The organism is Okeania sp. SIO1H4 (assembly GCF_010672695.1).
Classification (GTDB): Bacteria; Cyanobacteriota; Cyanobacteriia; order Cyanobacteriales; family Microcoleaceae; genus Okeania; species Okeania hirsuta.
Window position 1 is genome coordinate 42,607 of record NZ_JAAHGB010000044.1, and the last position, 17,012, is coordinate 59,618.

General features: G+C 36.2%; 13 protein-coding genes. 10 read left to right on the top strand and 3 right to left on the bottom strand.

Going from position 1 to position 17,012, the window contains the following annotated elements; all coding sequences use genetic code 11:
- Nucleotides 1-255 precede the first annotated feature (255 nt).
- On the top strand, nt 256-903 hold the full coding sequence (locus tag F6K06_RS23110) for a hypothetical protein (RefSeq protein WP_240038941.1): 648 nt from the start codon (nt 256-258) through the stop codon (nt 901-903).
- 520 nt (nt 904-1,423) lie between these two features.
- On the opposite strand, the gene F6K06_RS23115 is transcribed toward F6K06_RS23110, so the two are convergent.
- Nucleotides 1,424-1,930: a hypothetical protein gene (locus F6K06_RS23115; protein ID WP_124144961.1), complete on the bottom strand. Its 507-nt coding sequence runs from the start codon at nt 1,928-1,930 to the stop codon at nt 1,424-1,426.
- Nucleotides 1,931-3,186: 1,256 nt separating this feature from the next.
- Here F6K06_RS23115 and F6K06_RS23120 point away from each other — a divergent pair.
- Nucleotides 3,187-4,842 (top strand): ABC transporter substrate-binding protein, encoded by a 1,656-nt coding sequence (locus F6K06_RS23120; protein ID WP_287243031.1) that lies wholly within the window; start codon nt 3,187-3,189, stop codon nt 4,840-4,842.
- 277 nt (nt 4,843-5,119) lie between these two features.
- On the opposite strand, the gene F6K06_RS23125 is transcribed toward F6K06_RS23120, so the two are convergent.
- Both F6K06_RS23125 and pgeF read right to left on the bottom strand, forming a co-directional pair.
- The gene (locus F6K06_RS23125; protein WP_124142798.1) at nt 5,120-5,731 is read right to left on the bottom strand and encodes a CPP1-like family protein; all 612 of its coding nucleotides are present in this window, start codon (nt 5,729-5,731) and stop codon (nt 5,120-5,122) included.
- Nucleotides 5,732-6,313: 582 nt separating this feature from the next.
- Nucleotides 6,314-7,174: a peptidoglycan editing factor PgeF gene (gene pgeF, locus F6K06_RS23130; RefSeq protein WP_124142797.1), complete on the bottom strand. Its 861-nt coding sequence runs from the start codon at nt 7,172-7,174 to the stop codon at nt 6,314-6,316.
- Between the two features lie 310 nt (nt 7,175-7,484).
- Between pgeF and F6K06_RS23135 the strand changes: the two genes are divergently transcribed.
- From F6K06_RS23135 to F6K06_RS23170, 8 genes are all read left to right on the top strand, one after another.
- Nucleotides 7,485-7,619, top strand: a complete 135-nt coding sequence (locus F6K06_RS23135) for a hypothetical protein (protein WP_287243032.1) — start codon at nt 7,485-7,487, stop codon at nt 7,617-7,619.
- Between the two features lie 293 nt (nt 7,620-7,912).
- Nucleotides 7,913-8,086: a hypothetical protein gene (locus F6K06_RS23140; protein WP_161564294.1), complete on the top strand. Its 174-nt coding sequence runs from the start codon at nt 7,913-7,915 to the stop codon at nt 8,084-8,086.
- A 170-nt stretch (nt 8,087-8,256) separates the two neighbouring features.
- Nucleotides 8,257-9,153: a biotin--[acetyl-CoA-carboxylase] ligase gene (locus F6K06_RS23145; RefSeq protein WP_240038740.1), complete on the top strand. Its 897-nt coding sequence runs from the start codon at nt 8,257-8,259 to the stop codon at nt 9,151-9,153.
- A gap of 783 nt (nt 9,154-9,936) precedes the next feature.
- Complete coding sequence (locus F6K06_RS23150; protein WP_287243034.1) at nt 9,937-12,033, top strand: peptidoglycan DD-metalloendopeptidase family protein; 2,097 nt, start codon at nt 9,937-9,939, stop codon at nt 12,031-12,033.
- Between the two features lie 531 nt (nt 12,034-12,564).
- The gene (locus F6K06_RS23155; RefSeq protein WP_287243036.1) at nt 12,565-13,821 is read left to right on the top strand and encodes a GUN4 domain-containing protein; all 1,257 of its coding nucleotides are present in this window, start codon (nt 12,565-12,567) and stop codon (nt 13,819-13,821) included.
- A gap of 54 nt (nt 13,822-13,875) precedes the next feature.
- Nucleotides 13,876-15,387 (top strand): GUN4 domain-containing protein, encoded by a 1,512-nt coding sequence (locus F6K06_RS23160; protein ID WP_287243038.1) that lies wholly within the window; start codon nt 13,876-13,878, stop codon nt 15,385-15,387.
- A 256-nt stretch (nt 15,388-15,643) separates the two neighbouring features.
- Nucleotides 15,644-15,853, top strand: a complete 210-nt coding sequence (locus F6K06_RS23165; RefSeq protein WP_192901224.1) for a type II toxin-antitoxin system Phd/YefM family antitoxin — start codon at nt 15,644-15,646, stop codon at nt 15,851-15,853.
- A gap of 244 nt (nt 15,854-16,097) precedes the next feature.
- Nucleotides 16,098-16,781, top strand: coding sequence for a Uma2 family endonuclease (locus F6K06_RS23170; protein WP_287243041.1), 684 nt, complete (start codon nt 16,098-16,100; stop codon nt 16,779-16,781).
- The last annotated feature ends 231 nt before the right edge of the window (nt 16,782-17,012 follow it).

A 17,012-nucleotide genomic window follows, 5' to 3' on the forward strand; every position in this document is an offset into this window, starting at 1 on the left:
AAAGCTTATGTAAATGAAAGTTTGCTTCTATCTAAAATTTCTGCTTAATTGAAAAGATCTGCAGCTATCAACAAGACGATACAATATTTAGCTAGTGAATTTCTAAATTTTTACTGACAAATCAAAATTATAATTATAATCTCATCACAACTTAGAAGTTTCTACAGATGGATAAAAATATTTTCCGCAGGCAGTAGAAAATTAAGTCAGCACAAACAAATTTTGGTGCTATTAACAATTTAGTAAGAGAAGATAATGGAGACCAATATTATGGACCCGTTACTTGAAGGTGGTGCTGCTATACAACAGCGTGATTACACCTTAATCATCGATAAAAGCAAAGATATGTATCTATCTGACTCTGCCATAGACAAAAGTCCTTGGGAACTAATGCAAGAGTCGGTAATCAAATTAGCAAGTGAATGTGAGAAGCTAGATTTAGATGGACTAACAGTTTACCTATTTTCAGACTATTTTAAACGATATGACCAGGTGACATCCACGGACTTAGCTCATATCTTCCTGGAAAATCAACCTTCGGGCAAAACTAATTTAGCAGATGCTCTTAAGGATGCTATTGATAATTATTTTGAGCGACGTGCTTTAAATACAGCAAAGCCAAATGGGGAAACTATCTTAGTTGTTACGGTAGGTGAGATAGAAGACCCTGAGCGAGTCAAGGATATTATAATTTTTGCGGCTAATAATTTGCAACAAGATGAAGAATTGGGTATTTCACTTATTCAGGTAGGAAATAAGCCTGAAGTAACAAAGTTTTTTCAATTATTAGATAATGAATTACAAACAATAGGTGCCAGGTTTGATATTTGTAATACTGTGACTATTGACGATTTGAAAAAGATGAATTTAACTGATGTTTTAATTAATGCTATCTTTAGCTAAGATAATTTTGTAGCAATTAAAATTTAGAGAACGGCTTTTTGAATTTTCCCTCTGAAGATTTAAAAGCTGGTTAATATAATGCAGGTCATTTCAGGTTGATGAGGTACAGTAACAACAATTTGTCAACCAATTTTAAAATTCTGGGGGTTGATCAAATTTAAGAAGTGTACCTCATTTACTTGCAATCTGCTGTATCTTTAAATTTAAACATGAAGCCTGATATACTATTTATTTACATCTCGTGAAATGTAAAAATACAATTCAAGACTTCAGGGAACAGGGAAAAGTGAAAATTTTTACAGATTTTTTAGTATGGTAAAAAATGATAATCCAGTTTCATAACTCATCTGGAATTTTTATATCTTCATATCTTGCTCATTAATTGTATCTGATTTAGCACTGCCAAATCTTGAAATTTATCTTTTTCTTTTGGGTTTAATACCCTGCCGTCTACACAGTGTTTACAATTGGTTTGGGTTTGAATCCCCGTCCACTTTTTCCAACTTAGGTTCTTCCTTTTTCAAGTAGAAGAATTTTGTGGTGAAATCCTAAGCCATAAATATCGTCCTACTGCTTTTAAATATAACCTGACTGGAAACTGATAATAATCAATGAAAATATTAACGATAATTAGCAAATGAAATAAAAAAGTTAAACCAGTCCAAACTCTTGGTAACCAACACAAAGGAGTACCAGGTATTGGAGGATAAAAGTAAGCCGTTAATCCTATTAATGTTGTTGGTAATATTACAAATGCAACTGCTAATAACTTAATTACCCAGTTCAATTCTACATTAGGATGATCGACTTTCCAATTTCTACCATTCCACCGCCAACTTAAATTAGAAGAACTATCTACTATTTTCAATGATTGCTTTACCAGATCGGCAGTAAAAATATGGTTACAGAAGTTACAAGCAAAAGCATCCATTAAAATCATTGCTGATATCTGGCCATGATAACATACAGGACAAGTATAAACTTCTTCTACACTCAAATCTTTATTGATATTTTGAGAATTACACATATAATTTGCCAGTATAAAGCTATATGGTATAGCAATTTTAAACTTGAACTTCTAAACCGATCTATAATCTGTGATAATTCTTAACTTTTTTCTCAGTTATAGCAGAATAAATAAGGAAGAAGGAAGAAGGAAGAAGGAAGAAGGAAGGGAAAATATTACGTTGTTTGAATTTTAAGCTTTTGATATGTCTGTACTCTTTGCTTCGACTGGTATATCAAATGAATTAACATCAACCATCAACAAGGAAGAAGGAAAAATATTACGTTGTTTGAATCTTAAGCTTTTGATATATCCGTACCCTTTGCTTCGACTGGTATATCAAATGAATTAACATCAACCATCAACAAGGAAGAAGAAAGAGGAAAGAAGGAAGAAGGAAAAATATTACGTTGTTTGAATCTTAAGCTTTTGATATATCCGTACCCTTTGCTTCGACTGGTATATCAAATGAATTAACATCAACCATCAACAAGGAAGAAGGAAGAGGAAAGAAGGAAGAAGGAAAAATATTACGTTGTTTGAATCTTAAGCTTTTGATATATCCGTACCCTTTGCTTCAACTGGTATATCAAATGAATTAACATCAACCATCAACAAGGAAGAAGGAAGAGGAAAGAAGGAAGAAGGAAAAATATTACGTTGTTTGAATCTTAAGCTTTTGATATATCCGTACCCTTTGCTTCGACTGGTATATCAAATTAATTAACATCAACCACATAGTAATAGTAGTAATTCTCTGAATAAAAATTTACTCACAGTTGACTGTAGATAAAGAATAATTTTTTCTGGAAAAAACCAGAACTGAAAGACCAAAAAAAGAAAAAGTGAATAGTATTACTAAAATAAGTCCCTGGTATTTCAAGAAAAAGATAAATGTATAACTCCCTGTAGTCTCACATCAAATTAGTATAATCATAAATTGTCAACAAAACTCTCCATAAATTCTCCCTAAAGTCATCACATACATACATATAGTAATAGTAGTAATTCTATATTAGTTCTCATATTTTGTTGAAACTTGCACTAACAAGTCATAATCTAATGCAGGATGGCAGAAATAACTGAGCAGTTACAAAATCCTAACACAATTACAAATCAAAAATGATTGACTTTTAACTTTTGACTTTTGACTTTTAACTTCCGCGTAGCGGCACTAGAAGCAATATTTTAAATAATTTTCTTAGAAGTTAAAATCTTGGTAGAATTTATCTCAGAAAAAATAATAAGCTCCAGTATAAGTGAGGTAAATAGTTAAATTGTTCAAACATCAATTATTTAATTCTGTCAACCGTTCCCGACAGCTAATTATTCAATTTATTAGTTTGTTTTGTCTTTGCTGTTTCCTGGTCATTAGTTGTAGTCAACCACAGAATAATCCTAATAACACCTCCACCGCAGAAATTCAAACAAATCGTATTACAATTGGTACAACTCTTAAACCTCGTACTGTAGACCCGGCAGATGCCTACGAAGTAATATCTGGTAACTTACTCTATAACTTGGGCGATCGCCTCTATGGTTACAAGTTAGGAACAACAGAACTTGTCCCTCAACTAGCTACAGAAATGCCAAAAATTAGCGAAGATGGCATAACATATACAATTCCTATTCGTCAGGGGGTAACATTTCATGACGGTACTCCCTTCAACAGCGAAGCAATGGCCTTTTCTTTAAAACGTTTTATTGAAAATGAAGGTCCACCTTCTTCTTTATTAGCAAATACAGTAGAGTCAGTAGAAGCTACGGGAGAATATCAGTTAACAATAAAGTTAAAAAAACCCTTTGCTGCTTTTACTCCTCTACTAGCATTTTCTGGTCTTTGTGCTGTTTCGCCTCAAGCATATACAATAGATGAAAATAAATTTAAACCCGATACATTTATTGGTACCGGACCATACAAATTAGTTGAGTACAGTACTGATGTTTTACGATTAGATATATTTGACAATTATTGGGGAGAGAAACCACAAAATCAAGGAATTGATATTCAAATCTTTTCTAGTTCAGCCAATTTATTTAATGCTTTTAAAACAGGTGCTATTGATGTAGCTTATTTATCTCTTGATACTGACCAAATTTCTAATTTAGAACAAGAATCAGAACGTCAAGGTTGGCAAGTAATTTCTACAGATGGCAAGACAGTTAATTATATAGTTTTAAATATTAATTCAGCACCATTAGATAACAAAGCAGTGAGACAAGCATTAGCAGCTATTGTTGACAGGAATTTGTTAAATAAACGAGTTTTACGAGAGCAAGCTGAACCTATTTATAGTCTAATTCCCAATAAATTTGAAGGTTATAAACCAGTATTTCAAGAAAATTATGGAGATGGAAATTTTGACAAAGCTAAAGAGTTATTAAAAGAGGCAGGACATTCTCAAGATAATCCAGCAAAAATAGAAATTTGGTATGCTTCTAATTCGACAAAAAGACAATTAGTCGCTAGTACACTCAAAGCATCTGTAGAAGAAAAAATAGACGGTTTAATGGAATTAGAATTAAATAGTGTAGAAGCAGCAACCGCCTTTAAAAATTTAGATAAAGGACTATATCAAACTTTTATGTTAGATTGGTACGGAGATTTTGTTGACGCTGATAACTATATCCAACCATTTTTAGAATGTACAAAAGGTTCAGAAGAAACAGGTTGCGAAGCAGGAGCTAGCCAATTTCAAGGTTCATTTTATTATAGTGATCGTATCAATCAATTAATAGAAGAACAACGTCAAGAACAAAACCCAGAAAAGCGCCAAGATATTTTCAGAGAAATTCAAGACTTATTAGGAGAAGACGTTCCTTTTATTCCACTTTGGTTAGATAAAGATTATGTATTTGCTCAGAAAAACATTAATGGAGTAAATTTAGAACCGACTCAGCAGTTTCCTTTCTGGACAATTAATAAATCGTAGAGATTCTGACTGGAATTGAGAAGGAAGTAAAGATTTAGAATTAGATACTCTGATTTAGTGATTTAGATTTTTGATCGAAAAAGAATTTGAGCTAAGAGATCTATGTAGATAGTTAGAGTTATAACTTTCAAGGGAGTTCAGAAGACATATTTGCAAGGTACAGGAGCTAAAATTCAGGATAAATCATTGAGTTATTCATAAATTAAGTAGATTTAAAACCTCTGTTCTTAGTAATTAATTCTAACTCCTGACTCCTGACTCCTGACTCCTTAACAAATTAACGTAAAAAACAACTAACCATCCATAACACCAAAAACGTTACCAAAGTAATAAATATTTCTGTGCTTAAACCAGTTGCTAAAGCACTCAATATTCCACCTAAAATCAACCCAAGAATTAAACCCCCAACAGTCAACAATACAGCACGACCAAACTTATTCTCTTTACGATTAAGAAAATAAAGACAACCACCAACTCCCAAAGCCAAAGTAAGTTGCAAAATAGACGGTTGACTAACCCCAGAATAAATACTAATAGCACCTAAAACCACATATATACCAGTAGGCCACAAAATATCAGCTTGACTAGGAGTATCAATTAACTTTTGTAGCCAAACTGGCCCTTTTTCCGTCAACCCAGGAGTAAAACTATCAGGGACTTTCTTTGTTTGCTTCTCAGGAAACCGAATACGCTCAGGAACCTTAATCTTTCCTTCCTGACGCAACCGTAAACGGTCCATCAAAATCGAATCATAAGCAGCTTCAATATTTTCTATAACTTTTTGATCGCCACTATGCTGCTGCTTCAAACGTTCCTTTGCTGCTTGAATTTCATCAAAAGAAGCATCTTCAGTGAGACCAAGTTGTTGATAATGACTTAAATCGCTCATTTCAATTTATTAATAATTTTTTAAACTATGACAAAGTTTCTAGTATTTTAATCTTATCTAGTTTTCCAGAAATATGCTCAGTTAAATATACAAACATTTCTACACAAATTACCGAATAATCTCATAAATTAACATAAGTACTGACTATCAAAAATAGCTTTTAACCCCCTGAGATTAATAGAAGGAAAATCAAAAAAAGATATCTAGAGGCAAAGAATACGACTTTACTTAGGGAAGCATTTAACATTGGTTAGAGAAAAAAGGAATTCTAGCTCTAGAGCATTTTCTGCCAAACACTGAAATTACCACTTGATTAATGTATTTTACCTATCTTTTGGCTTGTAAATTTAGACTCTTGACTCGATCGGGCTTGCTGATTAAATATCAAAGCACTGACAGATATTGGTTTGCTGCCTTTTTTGGTCTAAAAAGGTCAAAAAGATAGTATTTTGGGATGATTATGGCAGAAAAATCTTGGGACAAATATACCCGACTACCTCCTCTATAATTTCCATTTCTCCTGTCTCCTGTCTCCTGTCTCCTGTCTCCTACCCCTACCACTCATACTGTATTCAGCAAACCCTAACTCAACCCACTCACTATCCCTGACCACTGCACTTTCTTCTGTTTTTCACGCCGATAAGAAAAAAAGTAATCCGGTTGTTGATAAGTACAATAAGGAGCGATCGCCATCTGTGAATGACCAATACCCAATTGCTCCAACTGTAAAACATTAACCATACGCACATCCAAGCGGACCTTTTCCGGTTCAGGATCGGATAAAATTGGTGAATTAGGCAAAAGCTCTAGAGAATGCAAAATATCTTCAGTAGTTGCTCTATCTATTTGTGGAACAACAGTCGCCCCAACCTCAGCCGCCACATCTTCAGAAACTTGATAAACCTCTCCAGCAATAGCAGGGCCAAGAACAAATAATAAATCGGATAATTGACTACCCTGAGCTTGAAAACTTGCCAATGCTACGGGAACAATTTTAGCGGCCGTGCCACGCCATCCGGCATGAACTGCTGCCACTTGTCCTGTTTTTTTGTCCGCAATCAAAACAGGTACACAGTCTGCACTGCAAACCCAAACTGCTTGTTTTGCTGTTTGAGTTATTAAACCATCAGCTTCAGCATAAGTTTTTTCGGGACTAGAATTAGGCATCTCTACCTGAGTAGCTTTCCCTGTTGTCAGTACAGTATTGCCATGTACTTGTTTCACACGATATACCTCAGCAGAAGAAGGGAATACTTCTACTAATTCTCCTGGTGTACGAGGCCAGAAATGGTGAGTAAAAAAGCCATGAGGCCAATGTTCCAAGAGGCTACAAGTTAGGTAAGATAATCCTTGCCATTTTTGCCAGTGCCAAGTGGTATTATTCTCGCCCAAAATTTGATAGTATCTATTTGATTTTTGTGAATCAGAGTCAGCTAAAGTCATTTCAGTTATCAGTTATCAGGAAAGGTAGAAGGCAGAAGGCAGAAGGCAGAGGGAAATTCTGACTCCTGACCTCAGCATAAGTGCCTTCGTTTATTTTGACATTTTTGTTCGCTCTACTGCACGGGATAGGAAGTTTACCTAAAGCCAGAGTGCTGCACAGAATGAATTTGACTATTGCTACATCCGCAACAGTAGTAGAGAGAAGGACTAAATCATCAATCCTGGATGCTTAAGACAATGAAATGACTATTGCGGATGTCGCAACAGAAGTAGAAGTCACACCCCAACTCCGAGTGCTTCAGACAATGAAATGACTATTGCGGATGTCGCAACAGAAGTAGGAGTCACACCCTCAACTCCGAGTGCTTCAGACAATGAAATGACTATTGCGGATGTCGCAACAGTAGTAGAGAGAAGGATTAAATCATCAATCCTGGATGCTTAAGACAATGAAATGACTATTGCGACATTCGCAACAGAAGTAGGAGTCACACCTTCAACTCTGAGTGCTTAAGACAATGAAATGACTATTGCGGATGTCGCAATAGAAGTAGAACTAACTAATGATTGAGTCATCAATCCTGGATGCTTCAGACAATGAAATGACTATTGCGACATTCGCAACAGAAGCAGAAGTCGCATCCCAACTCCGAGTGCTTCAGACAATGAAATGACTATTGCGACATTCGCAACAGAAGTAGAAGTCGCACCTCAACTCCGAGTGCTTCAGACAATGAAATGACTATTGCGGATGTCGCAATAGAAGTAGAAGTCACACCCCCAACTCCGAGTGCTTCAGACAATGAAATGACTATTGCGGCATTCGCAACAGTAGTAGAACTAATAATTGAGTCACAAACAATACAAATATTTTCTTACTTCACGAAACAAGAACTTGCCAATCAATTGTAGAGTGTTGGTATAGCAATGTGCGCAGGCATATTTACAAATGACAGGAGGTGTCCAATAGCTAAAAGTCTTATATGATTCCAACGGAGATGCTGCGCAAACGGTTTTTTTATTCCCCCTGTTGCCTGTTGCCTGTTGCCTGTTGCCTGCGCACAGCGCTATATCTATAAACTTTGACCCAAATATTAGGAAAATTGTCAGTAGCAGAATTTAACAAAGAAAAATTTATAGACAGCTTGTCAAATATTCAAGGAGTTTCAGATAAATTAACCGCTTCAACTTTCGCCAATCTCCATATTTTTCTGAGTCTCCCCTCAACAAATCAAACTCTTTGGCAGTTAATCGACTCCGGAAACCCATCAAGCATTGTTATTGCCAGTCAACAAACAGCAGGACGTGGTCAATGGGGAAGAAATTGGCAGTCAACTGTCGGGGGACTATATATGTCAATAGCGATCGCCAAGAGCAATACCATCGCTCCTAATATTTCTATATCTCAAACTTCTCAGCTAACTTTATCAAGTGCTTGGGGTATAGCTTCTAGTTTGAGGGATTATGGTGTGCCAGTTCAAGTCAAGTGGCCTAATGACTTAATTTTAGAACACAAAAAATTAGGAGGCATCTTAACAGAGACCAGGATACACAAGAAAAAAATTTCTCAGGCAGTAATTGGCGTAGGGATTAATTGGGCTAATTCTGTGCCAGACACAGGAATTAATTTGCAGAGCTATTATATGAAACAGTCTAAATCAGGAATATTCTCTCTAGAAATGTTAGCTGCTATAGTCTTTCATGGACTAGATTTTGGCATTAAACAACTTTTAGAGTCAGGAATAGAAAGTATCTTACCTTCCTATCAGCAACTACTTATAAATATTGGGCAGCAAGTAGTAGTAGAAGATCGTATTGGCACAATTGTGGGAGTAACGACCAATGGGGAATTACGGGTCAAGTTTAACCAAGACTCAACTAGTCCGCTGACTCAGCCTCAAATATCTTCCTCAGAAATTTTCCTAAAACCCGGTACAATCAATCTGGGTTATGGCCAACTTTTTCCCGGAAGTAGGTAGGGAGTAGGGGAGTAGGGCAGTGGGGGAGTGGCTCACACGGATTATGGCACGGATATACGGATAGGTCAGGGAGTAGGGGAGTGGGGGAGTAGGGGCGAATGGCATTCGCCTTCTTCACTGGATTTAGTGTCCGTGCGTAAGTCCTGACTTAATAATTGAAGTGTCACCTAAGTTAAGTATTCTTTTTTCACCCTTGGTATAAGAAGGTAAAAAGTAAGAAACTGCAATATTTTTTTTGGGCAACAAATCAATTTAATTACCAGAAAAAAATCATATAGCGGTTTTTCAATATAGATAGACTACAGGGGCTAAATCATTCTCCTACTGTCTACTTCCTAACCCAAAATAATTTTGTGTGGTCTACTTAAATGTTAAATGAAAAGCGCTGTAGTTGAAGTCAAATAAAGCAAGTAGATTTTTCTACTAGGGAAATTAATATAGCAGTCGAAGTAAAGGACGCGGATATATCAAAATCTTAAAACTCAGACAACGTCAGATTTTTCCTTATTCTTTCTTCTTTCTTCCTTGTGCTATAAGACACGCTCATGGTCGGTCGTTGATCCATAGGCAATTTTCCCTTCTGCTTTCTGTCTTCTACCTTATGTCTTATGCCTTCTTCAATGTTAAAGTTAATTTTTATTAAACTGCATTAATTGTCAATTCAAATAGGACTTACGCAAATTCACTTTAAAAACGCCATATGTAGGGGCTAATTAATTCGCCCTCAATTGATTTAGTGTCCATGGGTAAGTCCTGTCAAAGTAATAAGTATAGTGTGAGGAAATGATGGTATCAGAGAAGCAAAACCTGTCAGTAGAGTCTAAAACTGAACTACAGGAAACAACCAAAAAGCAAAACCAAAATATTATTCAGACCAAACTTCTAACTCATAAGTCTCTTATGCAGCTTGGTTGTTGTCTAGCAAGTCTAGGAATGCTGAGTAGAGGTATAGTTTTAGCCGAAGCAATTTTAGAAATAGAAGTGTATGACTATGAGCCATCATATCAACCTGCTCCAGTAGATAACTATTATCCCCAAACATCCTATTCGGAACCATCCTATTCACCAGAACCATATTACGAACCGGAACCCTACTACGAACCAGCACCTTCATATACACCGGAACCATATTACGAACCGGAACCTTATTATTCACAACCATATTACGAACCAGAACCATATTACGAACCAGAACCTTATTATTCTGCTTCACCAAGTTATTCGGAACCATACTATTCGGAACCATACTATTACGAACCAGAACCAGAACCTTATTATTCTCAACCAGCACCAAGTTATTACGAACCAGAACCTTATTATTATTCTCAACCAGCGCCAAGTTATTACGAACCTGAACCATATTATTCTCAACCAGCGCCAAGTTATTACGAACCTGAACCATATTATTATTCCCAACCCGAACCAGAACCAGAACCGGAACCAGACAGTGGTATTTATCTGCCGAAAAATTTGTATGTCGCACCTCCGACGAATACAGGAGTCAACCTATCAAAACAACCAAAATATCAGGAGTTACCACCTCTAACATTACCAAAACCTGAAAAACTTTATTATTATGACGGTTCGACCAACGCTTATATAGATAATACAGAATACAAAACTGGCGCAACAGAAAGTTATGAAGCACCAAACACAGTAGTTTTCTCCGAACGTTCCACAGGTGATATCGCCCAATATCCAACAACTAACAAAAATTGGGGTGCTGTTGCCGAAAATAACAATTGGAGCGCCCCTACTCAGACTAATAACTGGAGTTCTACAACTGCAACAAATAATTGGAGCGCTCCTGCTCAGACTAATAACTGGAGCGCTCCTGCTCAAACAGCATCCAACAATTCATGGAGTGCGGAAACTCAACAAAGTTACTATTCTCAAAATAACTATCAAGACTCATCCTACGATAACAACTATTACTCATCCTCCAAAAGTAACTATTACTCCTCCAACAACAATTATTATTCAGACACTTCTAGTTATAGTCAAACTAGCTACTACTCTGGTTCATCCTCCAGTCAAAACAGTTATTACTCCAGCACTTCCTACACTCCAAGTTACTACTCAGGGTCGTCACAAGGAGTAGAAGTCGCTGCAGTTTTACCCGCTCAGGTGCAGGGTTTATTTGATAACCCCATTACTCAGTCAGGTTTAGCATATTACAACCGCACCATGCGACCGCCAGCAGTACCAGGAAATGGTAACACTAGAATAATATTTCCTCTATCTATCCCCGCACCGATAACTTCATTTTTTGGTTGGAGACAACATCCAATATTAGGTTATAAGAAATTTCACACAGGTACAGACTTAGGAGCGCCAACAGGAACCCCAGTAGTTGCAACTTATGCAGGTCAAGTAGCGATCGCTGACTGGTTAGGAGGTTATGGTGTAACTGTGGTGTTAGACCACCAGAAAAAATCTTTGGAAACTCTCTACGGTCACTTATCAGAAATTTTTGTGAAACCAGGGGAAGTTGTGAAACAAGGTGAAGTTATCGGTCGCGTTGGAAGTACGGGAATGTCTACAGGTCCGCACTTACATTTTGAAATGCGACAGTTAACAAAGGATGGGTGGGTTGCGAAAAACCCAGATACTCATATTCAGTTTGCTTTGGTGAATTTGATGACAGCGTTGAAAGTTACTGAAATACCACCTGTACCGGAAATAAGTATTAATGAATTGGTGAAACAAACTAAAGAATTAGATTCTGGTGTACCACAACTGCCACCTTTACCACCTGGTTTTGAAGTACCTATTCCTGATTTAGAACCACCAATTTTTGAATTGACAAAAGCTGCAGAAAAGTCTGATGAAGAGACAAAAATTAGCTTGAATGAAGAGGAGAAAAAAGTGGTGGAATAGAGTTAGTTGAATAGGGAAAATTTTACAAAACTCCAAGCCCCCTAAATCCCCCAAAATTGGGGGACTTAAAGATAGCAAATTGACTCTTTTTTCCCCAAACTTTTGGGGGGCTAGGGGGGCAAATTTCAGTCTCAAAAGTTTTTTGAGATATCCTCTGAAAGTTGCTACATCACGCGCCCCCTAAATCCCCCAAAATTGGGGGACTTAAAGATAGCAAATTGACTCTTGTTCCCCCCCAAAGTTGGGGGGCTAGGGGGGCAAAATTTAGTCTCAAAAGTTTTTTGAGATATCCTCTGAAAGTTGCTACATCACGCGCCCCCTAAATCCCCCAAAATTGGGGGACTTAAAGATAGCAAATTGACTCTTGTTCCCCCCAAAATTGGGGGGCTAGGGGGGCAAGATTCAGTCTCAAAAAACTTTGTAAGCTCTCAAGAGTTTATCTAAAAATAAAATAAGTTAAAATATAGAGATTATCTCTGGGCAACCACTGAAAAATAACCAAAACTTTAAGAATTAGACCTAATTATTATCATGGAAGACAAGAAAATTTGGATTATTGCTGATGAAACTGCTTCAAAAGTCTCTGGTGAGAAAGATCCAGTAGATACTGGAGCTAATTATCCAGATGGAGTAGAAGATACTGCTATTCCTCTTTATTTTGTGATAGAAAGATTGAGGCGATGTGGAGCAGATAATGTGATTTTATTTTTGGATGCTTGTCGCAGTCAGGAAAGTTCAAAAGGTTTGGGTATAGGAGAAGAAAAACAGAAAGGAGTAATTACAATTGCTTCTTGTAGTCCTAATGAAAGGTCTTATGAAATTGAGGATGAAAGGATAAAACAGGGTGCTTTTACTTATGCTTTATTAGAATCTTTAAGAATTCAAGGTGAAGGTAATTGTGCCACTGTTGAAAGATTATATAATCGTTTGTCTTATCGAGTTACCGATATTAATAGTCAATTTAGAAAGCCTCGGCAAACTCCTTATGCTATTGTTGAACCTGCTACTAAATATCATTTAATATTGTTGGAAAAACAGGCAAATTTGAGGGATATTGCCACACTAGAAAATGATGCTTATCAAGCCGAGGTAGAGAAAAATATTGAATTAGCTAGACACTTATGGACTCGCGTTTTAGCAGTGTCTCCTGCTAATGAAAAAGCTTTAAAAGCTTTGAGAAGAATTTGGCAGATGGAAGAACCTATAGAACCTCAATCAGAAGTTATTGAAACTAGCCCTCAAAACGATGAAATAAAGTTACTTTCTGAGAAAAACGTAGACTATACAAAACTCCGCAAATTCCTAGCTAATGGTGAGTGGAAACAGGCAGATGAAGAAACAGTTAGAGCAATGGTAAAATGCGCCAGACAACAGAAAAATTTATTCGGGTTAGATGACATAGATTTAGATGACGGGGTATTACCAGAAATTTTAATAACAACTTATTTAAAACCTGAGTCGATTGAAAATTTTCCTACTACAGACCTCCAAACTATTGACAAACTTTGGGTGAAATATAGCAATGGTAAGTTTGGTTTTTCTGTACAGAAGAAAATTTATAAAAATATGTTAGATGGTACAAAAAGTTACGATGAAAAAATATGGGAAGCGTTTGGTCACGAAGTAGGTTGGTACAGAGAAGGAGAATGGTCATATTACTCTGACTTGACCTTTTACTTGAATGAAGCTAGGGCAGGACATCTTCCAGGATGCCTAGTTTTTAAGAAAGGAGTAGAGGGTAAGGATGGATGGGAAGTAATCTCTATTCTCTCCCACAGAAAATTGTAAATTTTAAACACATAAGCTTTTCAGCCGTAATTAGAATTTAAGGGGTCTTAAAGAATGGCAAAAAATTGGGCTATTTGTATTGGGATTAACAATTACAATAGTATGCCAAATCTTAAGTATGCTCAGAGAGATGCTAAATTAATGCAGAATTATTTTCTCAATGAAGCAGGTTTTGAGAATGTTTATTTATTTACTGATAATTCACCCTCAATTAATTATGCAGGTAAAACTTTTAATTCCCAACCTACTTACGGCAGACTCAAAAGATTTTTACGAGAAATATTTGACAAGGAATTTTTATCCGCAGGTGATAATTTTTGGTTCTTTTATAGCGGTCATGGAATGCGTTTTAAAGACCGAGATTATTTGATGCCTGCTGATGCTGACCCTCATCCAGATGGAGTAGAAGATACTGCTATTTCCCTTTATTTTGTGACAGAAAGATTGAGGCGATGTGGAGCAGATAATGTGATTTTACTTTTGGATGCTTGTCGCAGTCAGGAAAGTTCAAAAGGTTTAGGTATAGGAAAAGAAAAGCAAAAAGGAGTAATTGCATTTTTTTCTTGTCACCCGAATGAAAAGTCTTATGAAATTGAGTATGAAAGGATACAACAGGGTTCTTTTACCTATGCTTTATTAGAATCTTTAAGAATTAAAGGTGAAGGTAATTGTGCCACTGTAGAAAGATTATATAATCGTTTACGTCATCAAGTTCCTAATATTAATAGTCAGTTTAAAAAGCCTCGGCAAACTCCTTATGCTATTGTTGAACCTGCTACTAAATATCATTTAATCTTATTGAAAAAGCAGCCAAATGAACAATATATTGCTACTCTCAGAGAAGAGGCATTAGAAGCAGAAAATGAGAGTAATCTAGAATTAGCAGAACAATTATGGAATCGTATTTTAGCAGTTTCTCCTGCTAATGAAAAAGCTTTAAAAGCTTTGAAAATAATTTGGCATACTATTAATACTTTCAAGTTAAAAGGTAATTTTGTAGCAGGAATTATCGGAGTAGGAGTATTGGGAATAAGTATTTTTATAGGAGTACATTACCTAGGAGAAAACACAGAACAAACCAAGAATACAACAACGCCAAAAAACAAAAATGCAGACTATTCCACCCTAGAAAATCTACTAAAACAAAAGAGATGGAAAGAGGCAGATACAGAAACTTCTCGTTTAATGTTGAAAGTACCGGGGCTAAAGGAGCAAGGACATTTAACCCAACAAGATATAGACAATTTTCCTTGTACAGACCTCCGCACAATTGACAGACTTTGGGTAAAATATAGTGATGGTAAATTTGGCTTTTCTGTGCAGAAGAAAATTTACCATAATTTGGGTGGAAGAAAAGAGTATGATTGGCGGGTATGGAAAAATTTTGGAAATTCAGTAGGATGGATGAAGGGGGATGACGAATTGTTGAGCTACGATGAGCTAAATTGGGAGAAGGATACATCATCGCATTCAATGGGGCACCTCCCGCATAAGGACTTCTTTCAATTAGGGCCAGGTCGACGGTTGTCTTCTCTCTCGCAGAGACTTGTAGACTTTAACATATAAACGTTTCAGCCGCCTTAGTCAGTTATCAGTTATCAGTTCAGCAAGAGATTTAAAGTTTATTGTTACGAATGAAATTAACAAAATAACCATAGCAGTCATATCAAAAATTTATTGCTTCTACAATATTTTCATTTGTAATTTATACCAATATAGAGCTTCAGTGGTAAAATTAGCCCCTGATTTTTTTCTAGTAGCTGACTTACCAAACATCTAAAAAAATGCTAATATGATGCTAAATAATTATCTAAGTAACAAGATGCTAGACATAACCAAAGACATTGACTCCCTTACTAACTTCAAACGTAATACCACCCAATACTTGCAGCGAATTAAGGAAAGCGGAAACCCACTCATCCTCACAGTTAATGGTAAAGCAGAAGTCGTAGTTCAGGATGCAGAGTCATACCAAAAATTACTAGAATTAGTAGACCGCATACAAGCAATAGAAGGTATTCAGGCAGGTTGAAATTCAGTGCAAGAGGGACGCACTTTTCCAGCAAAGCAAGCATTAACCAAGCTCAAACAGAAGCATGGAATACCAAATTGAAATTAGCGATCGCATCTAATTCAGATAGTAAAATCACACCACATTTAACAATAGTATTAATAACTAAACTTTGCCTATCCTTGACAATTCAAAACACCTCAAAAATTAATATTTTATATTATATATTTACTAACAAAATCTAACATATTGAGGCCAGATGGTTATGAAAATTGGATTTAAAAATACAGTATTAACATCAATAATTCCCACCCTAGAAAATGGCGATCGCTTAACTCGAATTGAGTTTGAAAATCGTTACAGTAAGTCAAATGTTAAAAAAGCAGAATTAATTGAGGGAACAGTTTATATGGCATCTCCTTTACGAATGACCCAACATGGTGAACCCCATGCTTCAATTATGGGATGGCTATTACTCTATCGTGCTTCAACACCAGGAGTGCAACTTGGAGATAATTCGACTGTTCGTTTGGATGGAGATAATGAACCTCAACCCGATGCTTTAATGCGAATTGAAAATGGTGGACAGTCAATTATTAGTGAAGATGGTTATGTGGAAGGAGCACCGGAATTAATAGTAGAAATTGCTGCTAGTACTGTTTCTATTGATGTGCATGAAAAAAAGAAAATCTATCGTCGTAATCAAGTTCAAGAATATCTGGTTTGGCGCGTCGAAGATGGAGAAATTGATTGGTTTAGCCTACAAAAAGGGGAATATGTTCAGCTTCAACCTAATTCCGAGGGAATAATTTGTAGTGAAGTTTTTCCTGGTTTATGGTTAGATAAAGCAGCTTTATTAACAGGAAATTTAATCAAAGTAATTGAAGTTGTACAACTGGGGTTAGCTACAGCAGAACATCAAAATTTTGTGGAGAAATTATCATCTTGAAGAAGGCAGAAGGCAGAAGGCAGAAGGTAAAGAAAGGTTCAAGTGGAGAAGGTTTTTTTATCGCTGATTATCCGGACATGATATCATATCAAATCCGGTAGCATCGGTATAAAAAAATTAAACCTGATAAATTAAGGGATGAATAGTAAGAGTTGGGCGATCGCCATGCCGAGATTGTTAAAGCTAGAACCACACAAAAGTATCGAAGAGTTGGAAAAACTCTACCGACAA